This window comes from Saliphagus sp. GCM10025317 (assembly GCF_042663665.1).
Classification (GTDB): domain Archaea; phylum Halobacteriota; class Halobacteria; order Halobacteriales; family Natrialbaceae; genus Natronosalvus.
Genome location: NZ_JBHTAQ010000007.1, coordinates 699551 through 721290, shown reverse-complemented (window position 1 = coordinate 721290; position 21740 = coordinate 699551). Strand labels below are relative to the sequence as shown.

At 64.3% G+C, this 21740-nt stretch carries 22 protein-coding genes; 13 read left to right on the top strand and 9 right to left on the bottom strand.

Annotation, left to right across the window (positions count from 1 at the left end; translation table 11 throughout):
• Positions 1-101 precede the first annotated feature (101 nt).
• Entirely contained in the window at positions 102-2840 is a 2739-nt protein-coding gene (locus tag ACFQS4_RS18145) for a DNA-directed DNA polymerase (RefSeq protein ID WP_500195114.1), read from the bottom strand.
• Between the two features lie 170 nt (positions 2841-3010).
• Here ACFQS4_RS18145 and ACFQS4_RS18140 point away from each other — a divergent pair, with 170 nt between their 5' ends.
• The 3 genes from ACFQS4_RS18140 (at position 3011) to ACFQS4_RS18130 (ending at position 4139) form a co-directional block, all read left to right on the top strand.
• The gene (locus tag ACFQS4_RS18140; protein ID WP_500195112.1) at positions 3011-3175 is read left to right on the top strand and encodes a DUF7331 family protein; all 165 of its coding nucleotides are present in this window, start codon (positions 3011-3013) and stop codon (positions 3173-3175) included.
• A 107-nt stretch (positions 3176-3282) separates the two neighbouring features.
• Complete coding sequence (locus ACFQS4_RS18135; RefSeq protein ID WP_254158231.1) at positions 3283-3708, top strand: DUF7322 domain-containing protein; 426 nt, start codon at positions 3283-3285, stop codon at positions 3706-3708.
• Complete coding sequence (locus ACFQS4_RS18130; RefSeq protein WP_500195110.1) at positions 3705-4139, top strand: DUF7346 family protein; 435 nt, start codon at positions 3705-3707, stop codon at positions 4137-4139. Before ACFQS4_RS18135 ends, ACFQS4_RS18130 begins: the two co-directional genes overlap by 4 nt.
• Positions 4140-4180: 41 nt before the next feature.
• On the opposite strand, the gene ACFQS4_RS18125 is transcribed toward ACFQS4_RS18130, so the two are convergent.
• From ACFQS4_RS18125 to ACFQS4_RS18115, 3 genes are all read right to left on the bottom strand, one after another.
• Positions 4181-6937, bottom strand: coding sequence for a DNA double-strand break repair ATPase Rad50 (locus tag ACFQS4_RS18125; RefSeq protein ID WP_500195108.1), 2757 nt, complete (start codon positions 6935-6937; stop codon positions 4181-4183).
• Positions 6934-8319 carry a DNA double-strand break repair protein Mre11 gene (gene mre11 / locus ACFQS4_RS18120; protein ID WP_500195106.1) on the bottom strand — a complete coding sequence of 462 codons (1386 nt, stop codon included), beginning with the start codon at positions 8317-8319 and terminating at the stop codon, positions 6934-6936. The genes ACFQS4_RS18125 and mre11 overlap by 4 nt, the downstream gene beginning before the upstream one ends.
• A gap of 66 nt (positions 8320-8385) precedes the next feature.
• Entirely contained in the window at positions 8386-8655 is a 270-nt protein-coding gene (locus ACFQS4_RS18115; protein ID WP_500195104.1) for a MarR family transcriptional regulator, read from the bottom strand.
• 125 nt (positions 8656-8780) lie between these two features.
• Here ACFQS4_RS18115 and pan1 point away from each other — a divergent pair, with 125 nt between their 5' ends.
• Positions 8781-9998: a proteasome-activating nucleotidase Pan1 gene (pan1, locus tag ACFQS4_RS18110; protein ID WP_500195102.1), complete on the top strand. Its 1218-nt coding sequence runs from the start codon at positions 8781-8783 to the stop codon at positions 9996-9998.
• A gap of 81 nt (positions 9999-10079) precedes the next feature.
• Here the strand turns inward: pan1 and ACFQS4_RS18105 are convergent, their stop codons facing one another.
• Entirely contained in the window at positions 10080-10217 is a 138-nt protein-coding gene (locus ACFQS4_RS18105; protein WP_253430069.1) for a hypothetical protein, read from the bottom strand.
• Between the two features lie 92 nt (positions 10218-10309).
• Between ACFQS4_RS18105 and ACFQS4_RS18100 the strand changes: the two genes are divergently transcribed.
• Positions 10310-10879: a GMP synthase subunit A gene (locus tag ACFQS4_RS18100; RefSeq protein WP_500195100.1), complete on the top strand. Its 570-nt coding sequence runs from the start codon at positions 10310-10312 to the stop codon at positions 10877-10879.
• A 68-nt stretch (positions 10880-10947) separates the two neighbouring features.
• On the opposite strand, the gene ACFQS4_RS18095 is transcribed toward ACFQS4_RS18100, so the two are convergent.
• Entirely contained in the window at positions 10948-11973 is a 1026-nt protein-coding gene (locus tag ACFQS4_RS18095; protein ID WP_500195098.1) for a Cdc6/Cdc18 family protein, read from the bottom strand.
• A gap of 83 nt (positions 11974-12056) precedes the next feature.
• Here ACFQS4_RS18095 and ACFQS4_RS18090 point away from each other — a divergent pair, with 83 nt between their 5' ends.
• Positions 12057-12806, top strand: a complete 750-nt coding sequence (locus tag ACFQS4_RS18090; RefSeq protein ID WP_500195095.1) for a sugar phosphate isomerase/epimerase family protein — start codon at positions 12057-12059, stop codon at positions 12804-12806.
• Positions 12807-13752: 946 nt separating this feature from the next.
• Here ACFQS4_RS18090 and ACFQS4_RS18085 read toward each other — a convergent pair.
• Positions 13753-15033, bottom strand: a complete 1281-nt coding sequence (locus tag ACFQS4_RS18085) for an alpha-amylase domain-containing protein (RefSeq protein ID WP_500195094.1) — start codon at positions 15031-15033, stop codon at positions 13753-13755.
• 223 nt (positions 15034-15256) lie between these two features.
• Here ACFQS4_RS18085 and ACFQS4_RS18080 point away from each other — a divergent pair, with 223 nt between their 5' ends.
• From ACFQS4_RS18080 to ACFQS4_RS18055, 6 genes are all read left to right on the top strand, one after another.
• A complete protein-coding gene (locus ACFQS4_RS18080) occupies positions 15257-15643 on the top strand; it encodes a DUF7971 family protein (RefSeq protein WP_500195092.1) in 387 nt (128 codons plus the stop codon).
• A 93-nt stretch (positions 15644-15736) separates the two neighbouring features.
• Complete coding sequence (locus ACFQS4_RS18075; protein WP_500195090.1) at positions 15737-16207, top strand: hypothetical protein; 471 nt, start codon at positions 15737-15739, stop codon at positions 16205-16207.
• A 185-nt stretch (positions 16208-16392) separates the two neighbouring features.
• Positions 16393-17502, top strand: a complete 1110-nt coding sequence (locus ACFQS4_RS18070; RefSeq protein ID WP_500195088.1) for a glycosyltransferase — start codon at positions 16393-16395, stop codon at positions 17500-17502.
• A 168-nt stretch (positions 17503-17670) separates the two neighbouring features.
• Complete coding sequence (locus ACFQS4_RS18065; RefSeq protein ID WP_500195085.1) at positions 17671-17949, top strand: ubiquitin-like small modifier protein 1; 279 nt, start codon at positions 17671-17673, stop codon at positions 17947-17949.
• A gap of 83 nt (positions 17950-18032) precedes the next feature.
• A complete protein-coding gene (locus tag ACFQS4_RS18060) occupies positions 18033-18293 on the top strand; it encodes a MoaD-like domain-containing protein (protein ID WP_500195083.1) in 261 nt (86 codons plus the stop codon).
• Between the two features lie 8 nt (positions 18294-18301).
• Entirely contained in the window at positions 18302-18679 is a 378-nt protein-coding gene (locus ACFQS4_RS18055; protein ID WP_500195081.1) for a DUF8048 family protein, read from the top strand.
• Between the two features lie 110 nt (positions 18680-18789).
• On the opposite strand, the gene ACFQS4_RS18050 is transcribed toward ACFQS4_RS18055, so the two are convergent.
• Together ACFQS4_RS18050 and ACFQS4_RS18045 are read right to left on the bottom strand one after the other, a co-directional pair.
• Entirely contained in the window at positions 18790-19254 is a 465-nt protein-coding gene (locus tag ACFQS4_RS18050) for an NOB1 family endonuclease (RefSeq protein WP_500195079.1), read from the bottom strand.
• 4 nt (positions 19255-19258) lie between these two features.
• Positions 19259-19504, bottom strand: a complete 246-nt coding sequence (locus ACFQS4_RS18045) for a PRC-barrel domain-containing protein (RefSeq protein WP_253430099.1) — start codon at positions 19502-19504, stop codon at positions 19259-19261.
• 315 nt (positions 19505-19819) lie between these two features.
• On the opposite strand from ACFQS4_RS18045, the gene infB reads away from it, so the two are divergent.
• Positions 19820-21625, top strand: a complete 1806-nt coding sequence (gene infB, locus ACFQS4_RS18040) for a translation initiation factor IF-2 (protein ID WP_500195077.1) — start codon at positions 19820-19822, stop codon at positions 21623-21625.
• The last annotated feature ends 115 nt before the right edge of the window (positions 21626-21740 follow it).

Sequence of the window (21740 nt, the reverse complement as noted above, 5' to 3'; positions counted from 1 at the left end):
GTCGTTCGCATAACTGGTAACCGAACGGGCTAGCATATTCGTCGCACTCACACGGAGACTCCGGTCTCGATTTCGCTCGAGACGATGATACCCCCGCGAACCTACATGAACGAATCGAGACCCGTCTGAGTCTGTCCCGACTTGACCTCCTCCCAGGACATGTCGAGCGCCTCGAGGATCCGTTCAATCGGTCCCTTGAGCGTCTTCTCGAGCATCTTGTCGTAGTCGACCGCGAACGCCTCGGGTACCTGGTCGTCGTACTCGAAACAGATCACGTCCGGGTCGCGCTTGAACGCGCCGTAGACGGGATCGGTGTGGGGATCCAGTCCCTGCTCGTCCTCGACGCGCCGGAAGAAGGCGGGGTCGACCCGCTCGAGATACAATCGCTTTGGCTTGCTCCCGCGGTCGAAGTTCGTCCCCAGCAGGAGGTTTGCGTACTTCGCCCCGCGGACGTGGGCGGTGTCGGTGTCGTAGTTGTCCAGGCGCTTGCCGATCCCGCCTGGGATGGCGATTTCCTCGAGGCTGACGGTCCCCTCCTCGAAGTCCTCGATGATCTCGGCGACGTACGCCTCGACGCCCTCGATGTCGCCGTCGCGGACGATCATCTCGATCACCCGGTGTTGCACTTCTTTGGTGATCGGTGCGATGTCCGAGCGCTTGTACTCGAAGCCGGTGATGTCGATGTCGTCGACGTCTTTGCCCTCCTTCCAGACGATGTGGCCGGCGTAGCGCTTCTTGGTTCCGGCCTGGAAGAATCGCCGGTACAGTTTCTCGAACTCGATCTGGAAGCGGTGCTCGTCGGCGTTGAGTTCTTCGCGCGCGAAGTCGTCGTACCGACCGTTTACGTACTCCTCGATTTCGAACGACTGCTCGATGGCTTCCTCCCTGGTGACCTCGGGACCCAGCTCGAGCATGACGCTGTCGGTGTCACCGTAAGAAACCTGATAATTCAGTTCGTTTGCAGCAGTCTCCGTGAATTCGATGACTTCGCGCCCAGTGGCCGTGATTGCGGATGCTGCTTCTTTGTCATATAGGCGAAAACGTTCCCACCCCGACACTCCGTACAACGAGTTCATGATAACCTTCACCGCCCCCTGCTGGCGGTCGTACTGCTCGTACTCGAGGCTGCCCGGTTCGTGCTCGTTCCGGAGCGACTTCTTCTCCTCGCGCTCGGCCAGCAACTCGGTGATCATCTCGCGCATGACGCCGTCGGGCTCCTGCCGGAAGTGGGTCGGCTCCGGCGTCGTGGGCGCGACGAACGTCTCCCCGTCGTACTCGTCGGGATCGACCCGCGTCTCGGGAGAGGCGTTGATCGTCGTCATGCACATCGGGTACAGGCTCTTGAGGTCGAGCACGGTCACGTTCTCCTTAACGCCCGTGATCGGCTCGAAGACGGCCCCGCCCTCGTACTCCTCACCCGCTTCCTGCTGACCCTTCGAGGGGAGGGCGAACCGCCCGTGGGCCTCGTGGAGGACGTACATGTCCACGGTGTCGCCGGGGGTGGGCGCGTCCTCGAGCTTGCAGCCGACGAACGTACGCACCTCGTCCCAGAAGGCGACGATCTCCTGCTGGCGGTCGAGTTCGACGCAGAGTTCCACGTCCCGGAGGTTGTACTCGAGCAGGCGGGTGGGATCGTCCTCCCAGAGGTCGCCGATCGAGCCGGCATAGCGCTCCTTACCCACACCCAACTCGGCCTCACCCACCGCGTCGAGACGGTAGGAGTCCAGTTCCGAGAAGACCATCCGCTGGTAGCCATAGAGCAGGTCGAAGACGACCCGACCCTTGATGTCGGGGCCACCCCAGTTACTCCGCCAGACCTCGCCGATTCGCGAGAGTCGGTCCGGGTCCAGGTCGTAGTCGTGATGCGGTCCCTCGAGGACCTCGAGGCGGTCGAGGAAGTACGGGGCGTCGAAGTCGTCGAAGTTCCATCCGGTCAGAACGTCGGGGTCGGTCTCGTCGATGTAGTCGAGAAACGCCTCGAGCATCGCCTCCTCGTCCTCGAACGCGCGAACCTCGTGGTCGATGTCGCCTTCGATTGGGTCGTAGTTCTCGAGGGCCGTTGGCGACTCGCCGTCACCGTCGTCGGCTTCGAAGATCCACAGGATGTACTCGTTGCGGTAGGAATCGTGGCTGGCCAGACAGATGATCGGTTCCTCGCCGTCCTCGGGGAAGCCGTTCCGGTCGTCGACCTCGATGTCGAACGTCTGGACGCGCGGGTCGGCCTCGACCTCGTAGGCCTCGAGTTCGTCGTGGGGAACGACGAGGCTCCCGTCGTCCGCTCGTCGCTCGGGCAGGCGAATCCCGCTCCGGATGTCCTTGTCGATCAGCAGGCGGTTCGGAAACAGGATGTCCGCCTCGTAGTGCTCGAACTCGTCGCGCATCTGGCCGACGTCGCGGGGCGTTTGCCCAAAGATCTTGGTCAATTGCTCGCCACGGATACTCTCGTACGGTTCACCGTTGTCTCCCGTCTCTTCCCAGCCAGTGATTCGGTCGTGACGCTCGAGATCGTCCTCCTCGAGCGTCTCGGTCGGCGCGTAGAAGTACGGCCGAAAGCCGAGCACCTTGACGTGCTCGAGGTCGTTCTCGCGCGTACGTCCGAAGACGTGCACGATCGGGAACTCGTCGTCGCCGTAGCCCGACACGGTGTAGTCGACCTGCATCACGGCGAGTTCGAGCGTCCCGTCGGGTTCCGGGAGCGTTTCCGCTTGCACGTCGATCACCTCGCTGCCGAGCGCGCCGCCGTTGCCGGCGACGTGTACGGCTTCCTCGTCGGGGCGTTCGTCGGCCTCGTCGTCCGACGCCGAGAACGCATCCAGCCCTGCCTGGCCCGCGTCAGTCATGGTGTCGGCTTTGGCAGTCACCGGATAAAAACCCACGCGAATCGGCTTTCGGGGCCGAACTCGTCTTCCCTGCTCACAATCCGGACGTGGTAGTGTTCTGACAGTGGGCAACAAGACATTTAACGTGGTAACACATAGCACATAACGAGGTACATGCCGTGTCTATCCATATGAACGACGATACGACGGACGGTGGCGAACCGCGTGGCGAACCAGCGGGCACCGCCACGATCGAGAGCTACGAAACCGACGACGGAACCGTCTTTTACGACGCCGAAAACCCCCTCGCCTGGATGGAGACGACCCAGACGTTCTCGCTCGAGGAAGTCGCCTGATCTGACGGCCTCGAGCGTTTCCAGGTGCACGGTTCCGGGGTGCGCGGTGCACACCCCTCGACAACCCAACGCGAACGCTTTTTTGCGGTACTCCCCTGAGAACAGTCGTGGATCTCGAGCCGAGCGACCATGAACCCGAGGAGGTCGACCCCGAGAGCGACCTCTACGATCCGACCACCGACTCGCTGACGATCCCACAGGTCGAGACTGACGCCAGCGACGCCGATCCGAAACTGGTTACGATGTTCTGGGCGCTCGTACTCGTCGTCAAAGCCTCGATTCTCACGACCTCACTCGGGATTCTGTTGCTCGCGTTCGACGTCATGCCGCAGTTCGGCCTGGCGGCGCTCGCGGCCGGAGTCGTGCTCGCGGGGTTCGCCGTCTACCGGTACCGGACGTTCGATCCGTCGGCCGTTTCGAGCGACGACGACGGTGTTTCAGAAGATTCCGGAGCCGACGCCCATGCCGGAAGACCTTCCGACGAGACAACGACCGAGGGTTCGGCGAACAGCACCGCGGAGGACCAGCCGTGAAACCCATCCGCAGCGACGACGGCACCCGCTACCTGCTCGTCAAACGCTCGTCGGACTCGAGTCTCGTTCGCGACCCCACTACCGGCGAGGAACGCTACGTCGCGAACGACCGACTCGAGCCTCTTCCCGAGGAATCCACGCTCGAGCTGGCCGCACAGGCGGTCGACGGCGACGTCCGTACCCTCGTCCTGTCGATTCACGACGAACGAACGCTCGGACTCGTCCTCGAAATCGCCGGACGCGGGCCTCTCGGCGTTCGAGAGATCCTCGAGTACAGCGACTTCTGCGAGAGCGACCTCCACGGCCGGCTGGCCGTCCTCACGGCGGGCGGGGTTCTGGAGGAGACCGAGGTCGGCGGCGAGCGTGGGTACGCGATAAGCGACGCCGCGCGACGCGGGCTCGAGGTGCTCACCGGGGGAACGCTATCGTGAAAAGACGGCGTCGGGCGGAGAGTAACGACCAACCACAGTCGCTAATCGGACGCCAGCAGCGCCGCCTCCGGGGGTTCGCCCCGCTCGAGGCGCGAGCGATTCGACGTGGAGTCCTTCTCGACGCTCACGAGGTCGTCGGCCGCACCCACGAGTTCCTCGTCGTGGCTCACGACCACGATCTGTTCGACGCCCAGGTCGCGCATCGACTCGATGAGCGACACGAGCTGGGTGACGTGGCCCGAATCCAGAAACACGGTCGGCTCGTCGAGGATCAGCGGCGGCATCGGGGCCGACCCCTCGACGCCCTCCGCCAGCAGCCGGTAGATCGCACAGCGGAGGCTCAGGTTGAACAGGGCCCGCTCGCCCCCGGATAGCTGTTCGGGCTCGAGCGCCTCCCCGTCCTTCTGGTAGACCGTCAGCCGATAGTCGCCGTCCAGGTCGATTGCGGCGTACGAATCGTTCTGGTAGACCAGGTCGAACGTCTCGTTGAGCAGGCGCTCGAGCGTCTCAACGTTTCGCTGGCGCAGCTCGGCCCGGAGGTCGCCGTAGGTCGCCTGCAGCGTCTCGGCCTCGTCGTACAGCGACTGGAGGTCCGCCACCCGATCCTCGACGCGCTCGAGGTCTGTTCGGAGATCCTCCAGATCCTCGAGTTCCTGCTCGACGGCGCCGATCGCGTTCTGGATGCCCTCGCGCTTCTCCTCGAGCTCTTGGAGTTTCGGCTCGACCTGCTCGAGGTAGTGCTCCGCATTGCGTTTCTTCTCGCGGGCGTCCTCGATTCGGCCCTCGTCGAACTCGTCCTCGAGGGTTCGCTTTCGCTCCCGTTTGTCCGAGAGACGGGTCCGACGCTCTTCGTTCAACTCGGCCTTGTTCGCCCGTTCCGTGCGGGCGCGCTCGAGGTCGCCCGCGAGTTCCTCGAGCCGGTCGGTGAGCGAGTCCACCGACTCGAGGGTCTCGAGTTCGGCTTTGATCTCGGCGCGCTCGCCGTTGAGTTCGCCCAGGCGTTTCCGGGTTTCGGCCAGCCCCTCCTCGAGCGCGTCCGCTTCGTCGCGCTTTTCGGCCGCCGACTCCCGGAGGTCCTCGACGCGCCCTTCGAGTTCCTCGCGCCGCTCGCGGCGCTCCGTGATCGTCTCACGCTTCTCGTCGAGCAACTGGGCGACGTTCTCGCGATTCCCCTCGAGATCCGCGACCTCCCCTTCGACCTCGACCAGCTCCTCGTCGCGCTCGAGTCTAGTTTCGGCATCTGCCAGGTCGGCCTCGATATCGTCCCGCTCGGCCTCGAGGTCGGCCAGTTCCTCCCGGCGTTCGTCGAGCACGTCGACGTGGGGCGAGTCCTCGACGGGCTGGCCACATTCGGGACACTTCCCCTCCTCAAGCAGGGCCTCGCCCTCCTCGATCGACGCCTCGACGGCCTCGATTCTGGCCGTCACGGTGGCGAGGTCGGATTTGTACTCATCCCGTTGGGCCGCCAGTTCGTCCCGGTGGCCGTCCGCGTCGCCGAACGCGACCGGCGCGTCCTCGAAGCGATTTCGCTGCGCCTCGATCTCGTCCTCGACCTCCGAAAGCGTCGCCTCACGTTGTTCGATCGTCTCGGCCTCCGCCTCGAGCGTCTCGGCGAGATCGTCGATCGTCGCCTGCTTCTCGTCGGCCTCCGCCTCGAGTTCGTCCGCGCGCGTTCGGAGGCGGTCGACCTCGCCGGTCGTCTCGGTGATCTCGACGCGAATCTCCTCGAGTTGGTCACGAAGTTCGTCGTCTCGTGACTCGAGGGTGTCGATGCGGGCGTCGACGGTTGGTGCGTCCTCGTCTGTATCGTCGGAACCATCGGAACCGTCGACGCCATCGGCACTGCCGGAGTCGCCAGCGCCACCTGCCGAGAGCGAAACCGGTTCCTCGAGGTCCTCGAGCAACGATGCTCGTTCCTCGAGCACGCTCTCGCGCTCGGACTCGAGGTCCTGAATCGTCTCGAGCAGTTCCTCGCGCTCACGCTCGGTCACCGAAATCGTCTCCCGGAGTTCCTCGACGTCGTGCTCGAGCGCCGTGATCTCCTCGCGGGTTTCCTCGTGGCGCTCGAGGACCTCCGTCGCGTTCTCGAGCGTTTCCCGGGCAGCATCGCGCTGGGACTCGAAGTTGTCGATCTCCGCGACCACGTCGGCCCGCCGGGTCTCGAGGGCGTTGAGCCGCTCGGGGAGGTCCTTCTCCTCCTTCGTCTCGATCTGCTCTCGCAATTTCTCGAGGGCGCCCTCCTGACGGTCGAGGACGTCCTTGACGCCCAGGCGGGCCTCGCTCGCCCGCTCGCGGTACTCCTCGAGCGCGCCGAGCTGGAGGAGGTCGTCGATCATGTCCTGGCGCTCGCGCGGGGAGGCGTGAATCAGCTTGTTGACCTCGCCCTGGCGGACGTACGCGCAGTTGACGAACGCGTCGGCGTCCATCCGCAGGAGGTTCGTCACCTCCCGGCGGACGTCGCGGGCGCCCTCGACCGTGTCGTCGGGCGTCTCGAGGACGCACTTCGTGGTCGTCGCCCGGTCGCCCCGGAGTTTGAGTTCCCGGCGGATGCAATAGCTCCTCCCGTCGTGGGTGAAGGCGAGGTCGACCTCGCTCTCGTCCTCGCCGATGGTGATCACGTCGTCGAGGGTCCGATCGTCGAGGGCCTTCGAGCCGTAGAGCGCGAAGAAGACGGCCTCGAGCAGGGTCGACTTGCCGCTGCCGTTGACGCCGTGGACGACGGTGACGCCGTGATCGAGGCCGAGGTCAGCCTCGGCGTAGCACTTGAAGTTTCGCAGGGAAAGAGAGTCGACTCTCACGCGAAATCACCCAGGGAAGTGGTGTCGGCTTCGTCCGCGGATTCGTCGCTAGCTTCAGCCTCCTCCGTCGCTTCCTCGAGCGCTTCCGCCGCTGCCTCCGTTCCCTCTGCTGCAACGTCGGCCGGGCCCCCCTCGTCGGCGCTGACTGGCGTTTCATCCTCTTCGAGTAGCGCGTCGCCCTCCTCGAGCGCCTCCGCCACGTCGTCCCCACCCGAGAGCGCGTCGGCGACGGTCTGGACGTCCTCCGGGTCCCGTTCCGGGGCCGGGGCAAACGCCGAGTCGTCGGACTCGAGGAGGTCCTCGACCCGCCGCCTCGTCGATTCGCGAACGTTCGCGTCGACCACGTCGTCGTCGCGAACCGTTCGGTCGATCTCGAGGGCCGCGTCGCTGAGTCCGAGTTCGCGCACACGCTCGCGGACCGCCGCGTCAGGGTCTGCAAAGCTCACCGAAATCTCGGCGTCCTCGTCGGCCAGTTCCCGGCGGTCGTTGACCCGCGCGACGAGCGCGCCGCGCTCGAGGGCGAGTTCCTCGACGGCGGCGGGGGCAATCGGTCGGCCCTCCCCTTCGACGGTGACGATCACGACCGCGTCCTCGAGGTCGTACTCCCGCACCCGTTCCTGGACCCGGTCGACGCCCTCCTCGTCCGCGAGGTCGACGTCGACGAAGACGAACTCGCGGGTACCGGGGATCGACCGGCGGCTGATCGCCACGTCGGAGTCGAACGTGACGAGGTTGTATCCCCGGTCCTCGCGCTCGCTCGCGCTCGCACGCTCGGTCGACCCGCAGTAGGTGACCCAGGTGTCGGCCACCTCCGCGGTGTCGGCCGCGTGATTGTCACCGAGCAACATCGCGTCGAAGTCGACCGACGCTTCCTCGAGGACGGTTTCGGTGTCCCAGTCGGCGTGGGCGAAGGGTTCGAACAATCCGTGGCTCACGAGGGCGGTGTGCTCTACGTCGTCGGGGGTCGGGTCGAAGTCGTAGGCGAGGTCCTCGCGCCGCGAGCGGGGGACGAAGTCGAGGCCGTAGAAGGCCACGTCGTCGACCACGATCGGGCTGGGTCCGAGTCGAGTCGCCAGTCCCAGGTCGGCGAAGAGGTCGAGCCACTGGGCGTCCCGTTTCCCCTCGTGATTGCCGACGACCGCCAAGAACGGAATCTCGGCGTCGGCCAGGCGGCGGAGCACCTCGACGGTCCCCTGGAGGTCCACCAGACCGGGCCGGCGGTCGTGAAAGAGGTCTCCGGCGTGAATTACGGCGTCTACGTCGTCCTCGATGGCGTCCGTCGCGACGCTGTCGAAGGCCTCGAGAAAGTCCCGTCGTCGCTCGGGCGCGTTGTACTGCTGGTACCCGATGTGGGTGTCGCCCGTGTGTATCACCCGCGTCATCTACGACGACATTGTGCGTCGTCGACTAAAGGGGTTCCGCGACCGGACCGAAAGTGAAGCGGTCAACTAGCGCTCGAGTTCGAGCGAGTACAGGCGCTTGCGGGCGTCCGAGAAGGAAAAACGAGACGCGACGACGTTCTGCTCCTCGAGCCGGCTGAGAGCGTAGCGGACGGTTCGCGGCGGCAACAGGCTCTCCTGGGCGATCTGTTGCTGGGTCATCGTGTCGTTGTACTCGAGAACCTTCGCGACGAGTTTCGCACTGGGCGGCAGGTCGCGGACGTCCTCCCACGTCCCTCGCTCCGGCTCCTCTCCCTGAAACGATTCTGAGATACTCATTACACGACCACCTTCCGCATACAGCGTGATAATATTTTCTGTTTCGTAATATTCCTCATGGTTATTCCACGGAGGGGGTGTATCTACCCGAAGTCTCTTATGATGGAATGCCCTACCAGTGCGTAATGACCGATACTGTGGACGACGTCGAAGTCCCGTACGACGAGGACGAGGCGTCTCAACAGGAGAAAATACGGGCCCTCGAGGAGCGCCTGGAACTCCTCGAGTCCCAGAACGAGGAGATGCGGGACAAGCTCCTCGACGCGAACGCCGAAAACAACAAGTACCAGCAGAAACTCGAGCGTCTGACCCACGAGAACAAGAAGCTCAAGCAGTCGCCGCTGTTCGTCGCCACCGTCCAGGAGATGACCGACGAGGGCGTCATCATCAAGCAACACGGCAACAACCAGGAGGCGCTGACCGAGGTCACCGAGGAGATGCGCGGCGACCTCGAGCCCGACGCCCGCGTCGCCGTCAACAACTCGCTATCGATCGTCAAGTCCCTCTCGAACGAGACCGACGTCCGGGCCCGCGTGATGGAAGTCACGGAGAGTCCCAACGTGAGCTACGAGGACATCGGCGGCCTCGACGAGCAGATGCAGGAGGTCCGCGAGACCGTCGAGATGCCCCTGAAGAGCCCCGAGATGTTCGACGAGGTCGGCATCGACCCACCGAGTGGCGTTCTCCTGTACGGACCGCCGGGTACGGGGAAGACGATGCTCGCCAAAGCCGTCGCCAACCAGACCGACGCGACGTTCATCAAGATGGCCGGCTCCGAACTCGTCCACAAGTTCATCGGCGAGGGCGCGAAGCTGGTCCGGGACCTCTTCGACGTCGCCCGCGAGCACGAACCTGCGGTTATCTTCATCGACGAGATCGACGCCATCGCTGCCAAGCGTACCGAGTCGAAGACCTCCGGCGACGCCGAGGTCCAGCGGACGATGATGCAGCTCCTGAGCGAGATGGACGGCTTCGAGGAGCGCGGTGACATTCGAATCATCGCGGCCACGAACCGCTTCGACATGCTCGACCGTGCGATCCTCCGCCCCGGTCGGTTCGACCGCCTCATCGAGGTCCCGAAGCCGACCGAGGAGGGACGGGAGCTGATCTTCCAGATCCACACCCGGAACATGAACGTCGCCGACGACGTCGACTTCGCCCAGCTGGCCGCCGAGACGCCCGAGGCCTCCGGGGCTGACGTCAAGGCCATCTGCACCGAGGCCGGGATGTTCGCCATCCGCGACGACCGCACGGAAATCCGGATGAAAGACTTCTACGACGCCTGGGAGAAAGTCCAGGCCGAGTCCACCGAGGACCCCGAAGTCTCGAAGACGTTCGCCTGAGCCTCGAGCGAGATTCTTTTCGCGTTCGCGTTTAATCGATAGTCGAATCCGTGAGTACCCGCAGTGAAAACGAACGGGAGCCTACAGCGTCGCGAAAAGGGCCCAGGGAACCAGGAACAGCGCGACGGTCATCAGTCCGAGTATCGCCAGATAGCCCGCGCCCGTCCCGAGGGCCGTGAGCCACGTCGGATGCTCGTACGCCGAGAGATCGAGTGCCATACCCGATTCTCCGCCGACACGGGCATAAACGTATCGGGAACGCCAGTCATCGTTCGGACCGTTTTTATCGCTCGAGTGGCTACCTCGCTGCAATGACGACAATCGCCGTGGTGGACAATCACGGACAGTTCACCCACCTGGAACAGCGCGCGCTGCGCGACCTCGGGGTCGACTGCACACTGGTCGACAACGAGACGCCGCCCGGAGACGTCGAGGCCGACGGCATCGTGCTCTCGGGTGGCCCTGACATGGACCGAATCGGCCAGAGTGCCGCCTACCTCGAGGACGACCGCCCCGTCCTGGGCATCTGTCTCGGCATGCAACTCATGGCCGTCGAACTCGGCGGCGAGGTGGGGGGTGGCGATTACGGCGGCTACGCCGACGTCACCGTCGAGGTGTTCGAGGCGGACGACCCGCTCGTCGGCTCGCTGGCCCCCGAAACGCGCGTCTGGGCGAGTCACGCCGACGAAGTCAAAACGCTACCCGAGGGGTTCACCTGCACGGCCTCGAGCGACGTCTGCGGCGTCGAGGCCATGAGCGACACGGACCGGGACCTCTACGGCGTCCAGTGGCACCCCGAGGTGGCCCACACCGAAGAGGGCGAGGAAGTGTTCGAGAACTTCCTCGAGATCTGTCTGGCGTCGGCGGAAGCGACGCACTGACGTCCGCCATACCAATCTGGCGCCTCTCTCGACGGCTCTCGACGGCTCGAGGCTACTCACTCTCCGATCTACTCGTCTCCCCCATTCGAGCGATCGGCAACCACTCGATACGTCCGCCCCCGCTTGCTACCGACGGCTTCGATCAGGTCGTAGTGAACCATCTTCGTCAGATAGTTCCGGAGCGTCCGCGACGTCTTGGGATCGTCCACCCGTCGCTCGTACTCGGCGTAGAGCGCGTTCGGTTCGATTTCGCCCGCCTCGTCGACGACGTCGTAGAGCACTCGCTGATGTTCGATCAGGCCGTCGATGGTTTCCCGACGAATCGCCTCCCTGGTGTCGGGAATCGCCTCCTCGAGCGCGTCCTCCGAGAGCGTCCCCCCGCCGCGGCGTGTCTCGAGTCGAGCCGCCGAGCGAAGGATGCCGATGGCGACGCGGGCGTCGCCGCCCGCCGCCTGCGCGATCCGATGAAACTGGTCGTCCTCGACGGCGCCTGGCTCGAGGCCCTGCTTCGCCCGTTCTCGAAGGATTGCGACCAGTTCCTCGGTCGAATAGCGGTCGAACTGTACTCGCGTCCCGGCGCGCAGGCGAGAGCGGACGCGGTCGTCGAACCCGGCGAAGAGTTCGGCCTCGCGGTTGGCGATCAACACCAGCGAGACGTGCCCGAGCCGGTGGAGGTCGTACAGGGCCGTCGTCTCCTCGAGTTGATCCACCTCGTCGAGAATAGCGACGACGGGCTGGTCGTTCGCCGCTGCGAGCCGGTCGAACAGTTCGTCTTTCGGCGTCGAGCGATGGATCTCGAGCGCGAGTCCGAGCGCGTCGAGAATCGCATACAGCACGCGATATCGGGTGTGATCCTGCCAGCAATTGACGTAGGCGACCCGCACGTCGGGCCGCTTTTCCTGCAAGCGCTCGAGCGTGTACCGCGCGATGCAGGTCTTGCCGACGCCCGTCGGCCCCAGGAGAAAGGTCGTTTCCGGGCGATCTCCGTGAAGGATCGGCTCGAGCGTCTCCGAGAGGTGGGAGACCTCGTCGTGGCGGTGGACCACCTCACTCGGGACGAAGTCCTCCTGGAGGACGCGCGGATCGACGATCACGATACGACGAGTGTGCGCTCGAGGACTATAAACGGTCGTGGCTCGCCGCGTGCACTCTTTACGCCGGCGTCCGTACGCGACGTATGCACACCGCCGTCCAGCTGTACTCGTTGCGGAGGCTCGACCGATCGCTTTCCGAACGGATCGAATTCGTGGCGCAAACTGGGCTCGAGGGCGTCGAGCTGGCGGGATTCGACGACGCTGATCCCTCGTCCGTCGGCGATGCGCTCGAGCGGACAGGGCTCGAGGCGATGGCCGCCCACGTGCCAATCGAGGACCTCGAGGCCGACCTCGAGGCGACTGTCCAACCTTACGGACCCATCGGCTGTGATCGAATTGTCGTTCCATGGCTCGATTCCGAGGCGTTTGGGTCCCGGTGCACCGTCGAGGAGACGGCCCAGCGGCTCTCGAGGCTGGGCGAACGACTCACCGAACTCGGATTCTCCCTCGCCTACCACAATCACACGCAGGAGTTCGTATCGATCGAATCGGCCGAAGATGAGCAACGGGACGCCTTCGACCTCCTCGTCGACGAACTCGCGGGAACTCCCGTGACGCTCGAGCTAGACGTGGGATGGGCTCACGCCGCGGGTCGTGACCCCGTTGCCCTCCTCGAGCGTTACGGCGAGCAGATTCCGCTGGTTCACCTGAAAGACGTCGACGGCGACGAGCCGTCCGCCCTCGGAGCGGGCTCGGTCCCGCTCGAGGCCTGCGTCGACGCCGCCCGGGAAGCAGGCGTAGAGTGGCTCGTCTACGAACACGACAATCCGTCGGATCCAGAACGGGCCCTCGACCACGACGCCGAAACCATGGTGGACTTGCTCGGCCGATAGTACGGGACCCGTCCTCCCGGGCTGACCAGGGCGAATTTGTATACCGAAATGCAGTATATCGTGACGGTGAATACCCGAGAAACCGAGGAGAGGACAGTTAATCACCGTCGAGCGATAGTAGTGAAGAACGTTCGCGGACGGGCGATGGACCCCACAATTGCAGGCTGACGCGATACTGGCAAGTGAGCGTGCCTCGATCGGCGTACACGAATGTGAGAATGTCAATCATATACTCATAGCTGCGAACGTCGAACCCGGTTTCGCGGCCGCGACCCCCTGGGTCTCGAGTCGAACTCGCCCTTGCTCGGGGCCCGTTTCGTCGGCCGTGAGGGAGAGGGCAGTAGTATCTCCGAATCCGAGATACGGAGAATCGACAGCCAGCCATCTGATAGCACTCGAGAGACACCGTCGTCCGGGGCGTGCGAATATGACATTACTAGCCGACGACAGGACACCCTCTCCTGAGACCTTTCCAGCCTTCGGTCGCTCCGTTCGCGCCGTCGAGTCGCTACCGACGCCGAATCGGCGTCACGGTCTCGAGAAGTTCTCGGTCCGGATCCCCTCTCGAGCCCGGTAATCCAACCGGAACGCAACCGGCCGAAGGCACATTTCGACCCCAGGTGGGGGAGTCAACGAATCGATCCTGGGTCGGGAGCCGACGCCGAAACGGGGCACCGACTCGACGAACCGTAGATGCACACTCGAGATATAGTGGAGGAAGATCGCCAATCTGCAGGTGCCGCTTACCAGTCGTGGTCATCTCTGAGTGAATTTCGCGTTCGATTTCGACGAATCGGGCAGGCCGGTGAGCGCCTAATAAATCCCATTATGGTATATCAAATTTGAGGCCGTGGACACAGCTCGGGACTCGAGCGCGACCGAAAAAATAGCCGACTGCGGAGGGAAGTCAGTACGGCGCGTAGAACACCCATCCCTCCGGGGGGACTCAGACTTCGACCCAGCCGTCGCCGTTGACCTCGACGTCGCCGGCGTTCCCGCTATAGTCGTTGAGCGTCTCGTTGCGCCAGGTCGTGTAGACCCACTGGCCCTTCCAGTCGTTCGTGTTGTTGTTCAACCCGACGAGCAGGTTGTTGTTCCGCTCGTAAATCGCGAGATCGGAGTCGGTGTGGCGCCAGTAAGTCGCTCCGCCCGCGAAATTCTTCTTAACCCACACCATGTTGTTGATCGCGTCGTCGTCGAGGATACTATCGGGATAGAGGTTGTACACCATCGGCGTCCCCTCGATCGTGAGGACGTGCGCGTGAGCGAGGTGGTACTGCGGTGGTGCACCCTCGTCGTGGTTCTGTACGAAGGGCCAGGCGTGCCACGGGTCCTGTGCCTTCAGTCCGGCCCCCTCGAGCTGGCTCATATCGCCATAATCGAAGACCGACTCGAGCGTCCAGTACAGCGGGAAATCGAAGGCGTCCATCCCGGTGTCGACGTAGTTCTGGACGTAGTCGACGCTGCCGTCGAACACCTCGCCGACGCGGTTCATGCCGAACTCGTCGGCCCAGGGATTCGCGTACTGGTCCCAGAACTCGGCCTCGACGTGTTTGACCGCGTCGTACCGGTAGCCGTCCGCGCCGAAGCTTGCGATTTTCTGCATGTAGTTGTACAACTGTTCGCGGACGTACGGCGCCGTGTCCTCGTGGCCGTGGGCCTCGAGCTGGGCGAGGTCCTTGAGCCCGAGCAGGTCGCCGTGTTCGACCTGGTGCTCGTCGTCCCAGTCGTCGATGGAGCCGACGTGCGTGTGGAAGTGCTCCTCGTTGAACTGCGGGAAGTCGTACCCCCGGTTGGCGGCCATGTGGTTCATCACGCAGTCGACGTACACCTCGAGGCCGTTGTCGTGGGCGGTGTCGATGAGTCGTTGCAAGTCGGCTTCGGTGCCGAACTCGCTATCGAACGACCGGAAGTCGACGGGCTGGTAGCCGAGCGGCGGGTCGTTCCGGCCGTCCTGGTCCGCCCAGGTCAGTTCACTCTCCTGGGGCGCCTGGATCCAGATACCGTCGTACCCGCGATCTGCGACCTTCCAGAGGTTGTCGGTGATGGTCGGCCACGTTTCGTGGAAGTACTGGAAGAACGCTCGTTCCCCGGCAGCCGACACCGTCGAGGCCGACCCGAGACCAGCGAGTGCCAACCCGGTCGTCGCTGCTCCACGAACGACGTTCCGCCTGCTGATCGTCAGTGGTTCCTGTTCACGTTCGCCGTGAGTGTCTTTCTCAGACATGCAATTACGAGGTACTATTACACCCAACATATGTATTTTGTAATTTTGGATTACAATTAACGACTGCTCGGGGAAGGAGTATTGGCGACCTCACCGTGTAGATTCGAGGAGAGCGTGTAAGCCGTGAGCGAGCAGGATAGAAACCGGAACCTGTCGTCCTAGCGCCGATTAAATCGGAGTGTATCCACCGTGGTTTCTTTACCACTCACCGACACCCTCCGGTATGGACGAGATCTCACTCGGCGTCCCGAAACCGGTGCTCGAGCGACTGCCCGACGACAGCGGTGACGCGGCGATGGACATGCAACAGGCCGTCGCTGGTTGGGAGAGCCGATTGAATCGCATCATCGAAGACGCTGACGACGACGCGGAAGCTGCCGGCCACGTCCTCGACGCTATCGAACACTTCGAGGACCGACTCGAGACCTACGACGCGTTCGTCCCCGAACTGCGGGCGTGGGGGCAGTCGCCGATTTACGCCATCGCGTGGCGAACGCTCTACGCGGACGTCATCGCGCAACTGTACGAACACGACGACCTGGCGACGTACCTCGACCGTGAGCGAAACTCCCGACTGGTCCAGGACGGAATTCGTCTCCGGGACCGGTGAGTGCTGACAGTCGATCAGATAGTCTTCCGTTCGAAACAGTCCGTTGCGAATGCAGACGCAACGATTTTCTTCGTATCTACGGTAGAGAGGGGCGTGAACGCGAGGGACGAGGACGGCGCGGACCTGGACGCGACGACGCGGCTTCGCCGGCGCGTGCTCCCAACACTGCACCGAATCAAAGAGCCGCTGGGCGGGTTCGCCACGTGTACCCAGCACCCGTCTGAGTACGTCGGAACCATCGAACGCGACCTGCGAGCGTTTCGGCCAGACCTCGAGGCGATGGCGTTTGCACCCGAACCGATCGCCTCGCTGAAAGTCCACGAGGACGGCCGCTTTTCGGCTGGAAGCTGGGTGCGGCGGCGGTCGCCGCTGGCCGACTGGCAGCTACACGTGACGCTGTTTCAGGACGGACGAGACGCCGTCGAGGTGTTCGCCCACCGGGAGTACTCCTGGCTTCGCCACCCGTACAAGCACTACGTCGGCGACGGGTGGGATACGTCAGGAGGCGTCGACCGGATGCGGTCGCTGTTGCGGGGTCACGGGATCGAGTTCGTCGTGGACTAGACGAGGCCAGCGGGGCGGTCCGCGCCTCGAGACCTTTCGTCCTGTACCGTGCCTCGAGACGTCCCGATAGGCGTCTCGAAACATTTCGTACCGTGCCTCGAGATGTCTCGCTTCACCTCTCGAGAAGATTGCGAGAACGTATCGACAACGCAACCTATTCGACCCCCGCGTTCGAACCACGACTCATGACCCGGACGGAGACGGTCGCCGCCTTCACGGACCTCTACCTCCCCACGGTCAACGGTGTCACCTACACGATCCAGCTCTGGCGCGAGCGCTGGCGCCAGCAACGGACGGCGATGCCCATCGTCTACCCGGAGATGGACGGCTACGAGGCGGGCCCCGGAGAACACCCGATTCGAAGCGTTCGCGCGCCGCTGTACCCGCAGTACCGCCTCGGGCTCCCCTCGATTCCGAACGACCTCGAGACGCCGGACGTCGTCCACGTCCACACGCCGTTCACCATCGGCTTCGCCGGGATTCGCTTCGCTCGCAAGCGCGACGTACCCGTCGTCGCCTCCTACCACACCCTCCTTGACGACCGGGCCAGCCAGCACGTCTCCGGCAACGTCCTCGACGGCGTCAAGCGAACCTGCCGACTCTACGAGCGCACGTTCTTCGAGCGCGTCGACCACGTCACCGCGCCGACTTCCTTCGCCCGCGACCACTTGCTCGAGACCGTCGAGGCCGACGTCGACGTGACGGTGGTCTCGAACGGCATCGACACCGACTTCTTCCGGCCCGTCGATCCGACCTCGTTTCGCACCCGGTACGACCTCCCCGACGACCGCCCGCTGCTCGGCTACACGGGTCGCCACGGCGAGGAGAAGAACCTCGAAGAAGCGATCGACGCCGTGGACGGAACGCGGATGACGCTCGTCCTCGGCGGCGACGGACCCGCTCGCGAAGCCCTCGAGGAGCGTGCGGCTGAGGTGGATGCCGACGTCAGGTTCCTCGGCTTCCTCGAGCGCGAGGAGTTGCCGGCGTTTTACGCCGCCCTCGACGTGTTCATCTTCCCGAGCCCGGTCGAGACCCAGGGGCTCGTGGCACTCGAGGCGACCGCCTGTGGGACGCCCGTCGTCGCCGTCGACGAGGGGGCGTTGACCGATTCGGTGATCCAGGGCGAAACCGGCTACCGCTACCGGCGCGGATCGATCGGGGACCTCCAGTGGGCGATTACGCGCTGTCTCGACGAACACGACCGCCTGGCCGATCTCTGTCGCCGTCGCCGGGCGATGCTCTCTGTCGACCACTCCATCGAGCAGTTATCGGAGATTTACGATGGGCTCGTCTGAGCGGTCTCGAGAAGCGGCCTCGGGAACAGCCTTAGGGACGGCCTTCAGGAACGACCTCCAGAAACGGCCTCTGCGGCAGTCGCGGGAAGCGGCGAACGTTCTGCTCGAGACTGATACCCAACAGGCCCGACCGCGGGCACTTAAGTCTCGTCGCGTCAATTCGAGCGCATGGAACTCGATCTTCGATTTTTCGCCACGTTTCGCGAAGCCGTCGGCCAGAAGGATCTCTCGAGGACGGTCGAGGACGGCGCGACCGTCGGCGACGTGCTCGCGGGACTCGAGGAAGAGTACGAGGGCCTCGAGGGAGAACTACTCGAGGACGGCGCGATTCGGCCGCAACTGAGCGTGTTGAAAAACGGCCGGGACGTCGTCCACATGGCGGGCGTCGACACCGACCTCGAGGAGGGCGACCGGGTATCGGTCTTTCCCCCCGTCGCGGGCGGCTGATTCGCTCGAACGGGTAAGTCGAGCGCGGGCGGACGACTGCCGCCGAACGCACGTTTATGGGCACTCTCCACGAAACTGATCCAATGACTACGCGCGTCGAACGCTCCTTCCGAGGGATCTCCGAACGACTCGCCGTCCGCTACCTCGAGAACCTGGGTGGCGAACGAGTGGCGGACGACGTCGTCGAGGGAGACGGCTGGCGAGCCCAGTTCGACGCCGAAACGATCGGCGTCGGGCCGACGTTGACGCTGACCGAGGTGACCGTCATCTTCGACGGCGAGGAGGACGTTCTCGAGGAACTCGTTCCCGCGTTCGCCCAGAAGGCGATGCGGGCTGGGGGGTGAGAGTGGCGATGACGGACGCCGGCGAGCCGATCGAGGGTCAGATCCTCCTGCTCGCGGCGGCGAAAGCGAGCGTCCCGCCGTCACGGCTTCCGGATCTCGTGGAACGGGTTCAACACTACCTCGCGGCCGACCTCGACCGACATCGTGGATCGGCGGAGTGCCCCTACGAGGACGACGACCGGATCGTGTTACTGTTCGAAACCGGGTTCTGGGAGCGGATCAGGTCGGCGCTCGCACTCGAGGAGCGCGAGTGGGACGCCGTCTCGCGCGCACACGCCGAACAGTTTCGTCGGATCGGGCGCCGCCGCGATCGCGAGGACGAGTTCGAGACGGCGCTGGAGATTCGCGAGGCGGTCTGTATCGGCCGTCCCGCCGCTGACGAGTGAGACAGGACTGGCTGACGACGCGTCGAACGACCACCGAAGAGTACCGAAGTGCACCGTACGCGCTCGGATGCGCTCGAATGCACGAGAGAAGGACCAGCTCGAACCGGACGTTACCTCGAGCCCGGATTCTTCCGGGCGAGTTCGGCGCCACAGATCGGGCAACGGTCTTTCTGTTCGTCGTACTCCCGTCCACAGCCCTGGCACTGGAAGGTCCACTCGCGCTCCTCCTCGATGCCCTCGCGCGCGATCGGTTCGACGGTGACGGTCAGGCGCTCGGCGACGTTTTGCATCGCGTAGTCGTCGGTCACGAGCACGGCGTCGAGTTCGAACGCGGCGGCGACCAGTCGAACGTCGGTGTCCGAGAGCACGTCGAGGTCGCCCGACTCCTTCGCGGCCCGGCGAACCTTCTCGGTGGTGTCACTGTTGGGAATGTGGACGTGCATACCCGACCCCTCCATGGCGTCGTAGCGGTAGACGCTCTCGCCCTCGAGTTCCTCGCGGACGAGCGGAATCGTGGCTGTCTGTTCGGTGGTGTGAAAGTCGTGAATAAAGGCTGACGAATCGAGAATGTACATACCGTTAGCGTTGGACGACGATGTAGTCTTTCACCGCCTGCACGCGGCTGACGGGGATGAGAAAGCGGCCGGCGTCGTTTCGGTCGAAGTCGACCGAACGGGAGGGGAGTTGTTCGTCGGGGTCGACCACGAGGTCGTGGAGTTTGCCCGAGTTGATGTCCATCGTGATGTTGTAGAGCAGCCCCAGTTCAGTCCCGTCAGAGCCCATGACGGACTTCCCCGAGAGGTTCTCGGCGAGTATCTCGCTCATACCCCCTCGTACTGACTAGTGACTATTAAAGACATGGGAGCCGTCAGACGGACGTCGCCCCTCGAGCAGACGGCGGCTCGTGGCCGAGGGGCGGAGGCTCGTAGCCAGGAGGCGGAGCCTTGTGACCGTGGCGCGAGTTACGTGCGTGCATGCTCGAGAACTCAGTCGTGGAGGGCTCGAGAACTCGAGAGGCACTGCGGTTCGAAGACGGCCATCTCGACCTCCTGAGCAACTGACGCGCGGAGAAGCCGGTGACGATGGGTTTAACTACCGGGCAGCGGACGATACGGATAAGACCTTCTCGGGTGGTTCACTATGTCGGACACTGACTCGGATACACACGATCCAGCGGCCCTCAGGACCCCGATCGTCGCGGTCCTGGGACACGTCGACCACGGCAAGACCAGTCTCCTCGACAAGATCCGCGGCTCCGCGGTCATCGAGGGCGAAGCAGGGGCGATCACCCAGCACATCGGCGCGACCGCCGTCCCGCTCGAGGTCGTCTCCTCGATCGCCGGCGAACTCGTCGATCCGGACGACTTCGACCTCCCCGGTCTCCTCTTCATCGACACGCCCGGCCACCACTCGTTCACCACGCTTCGCTCGCGTGGGGGCGCGCTCGCGGACATCGCCATCCTCGTCGTCGACGTCAACGACGGCTTCCAGCCCCAGACGCTCGAGGCGCTCGACATCCTCAAGCGCTCCCAGACGCCGTTCATCGTCGCCGCGAACAAGATCGACACCGTCCCCGGCTGGAACGTCCACGAGGACGCCCCGATCACCCAGACCTACGAGTCCCAGTCCGATCGAACCCGCCAGCGACTGGACGAGAGCCTCTACACCATTATCGGCAACCTCTCCGACCACGACTTCTCCGCCGACCTCTACTGGCGCGTCCAGAACTTCCAGCGCAACGTCGGCGTCGTCCCCGTCTCCGCGCTCACCGGCGAGGGCGTCCCCGACTTACTCGCCGTGATGATGGGGCTCTCCCAGCGCTACATGAAAGAGGAGATGGAGATCGACGTCGCCGGCCCCGGCGTCGGCACCGTACTGGAAGTCAAAGAAGAGAAAGGATTCGGCACCACGATCGACACCGTCCTCTACGACGGAACGATCCGGAGCGACGACACCATCGTCGTCGGCGGTCTGAACGATCCCATCGTCACCGAGGTCCGCGCCCTGCTCCAGCCCCGGCCGCTCGCCGAAATTCGGACCGAGAGCCGCTTCGACAACGTCGAGGAAGTCGGCGCAGCCGCCGGGATCAAGGTCGCCGCGCCGGACCTTGAGGACGCAATGGCCGGCGCTCCCGTTCGAGTCGTCCGGGACCGCCCCCTCGAGGACGTCATCGCCGAAGTCGAGTCCGAGCTCGCGGACATCGCCGTCGACACCGAAGAGGAGGGTGTCGTCGTCAAAGCTGACACCCTGGGCAGCCTAGAGGCGATGGCCGACGCCCTCGGCGAGGCCGAGATTCCGATCGTCCGGGCCGAGGTCGGCGACGTCGCGCCGCGGGACATCTCGGTCGCCTCGACCGCGGACGACGCGAAACAGCGCGCCGTCCTCGGGTTCAGCGTCGACGTCCTCGCCGACGCCAAGCGCCGGGCCGAGATCGACGACGTGGAACTGTTCACCGACGACGTGATCTACCAGCTCGTCGAGGGCTACACCGAGCACATCGAGGAGATCGAGCGCGCCCAGCAGGATACCATCCTCGACAACATCACCCGCCCGTCCCGGTTCCGCGTGCTCGAGGACCACGTCTTCCGCCAGAACGATCCCGCCGTCGTCGGCGTCGAGATTTACTCCGGGACGCTCCAGAACAACTCCTTCGTCGCGAAGTGGGAAGACAACGAACCGACGCGCGTTGGACAGGTCAAGGGCATCCAGGAGCAGGGTGAGGACGTCGACGAGGCCCGCGCGGGCGAGCGCGTGTCGGTGGCCATCGACGGACCAACCATCGGCCGACAGGTCAAGGAAGGCGACCTCCTGTGGACGGAGGTCCCCGAGAAACACGCCAAGATCCTCGAGCAAGAACTCACCAGCGAGATCCCCGCCGACGAACTCGAGGCGCTGAACATGTACCTCGAGAAACACCGGAAGCGAGATCCGTTCTGGGGCAAGTAGCGACCCCGCTGGACGGCTCGAGACGGCCCTGATCCGCCCCGTAGCCGGTCGTGAGACCAGTTGTCACGAAGGGAACGTTTTTTAGGCGCCATCCCCAATCGGAAGTAGCGAGTTC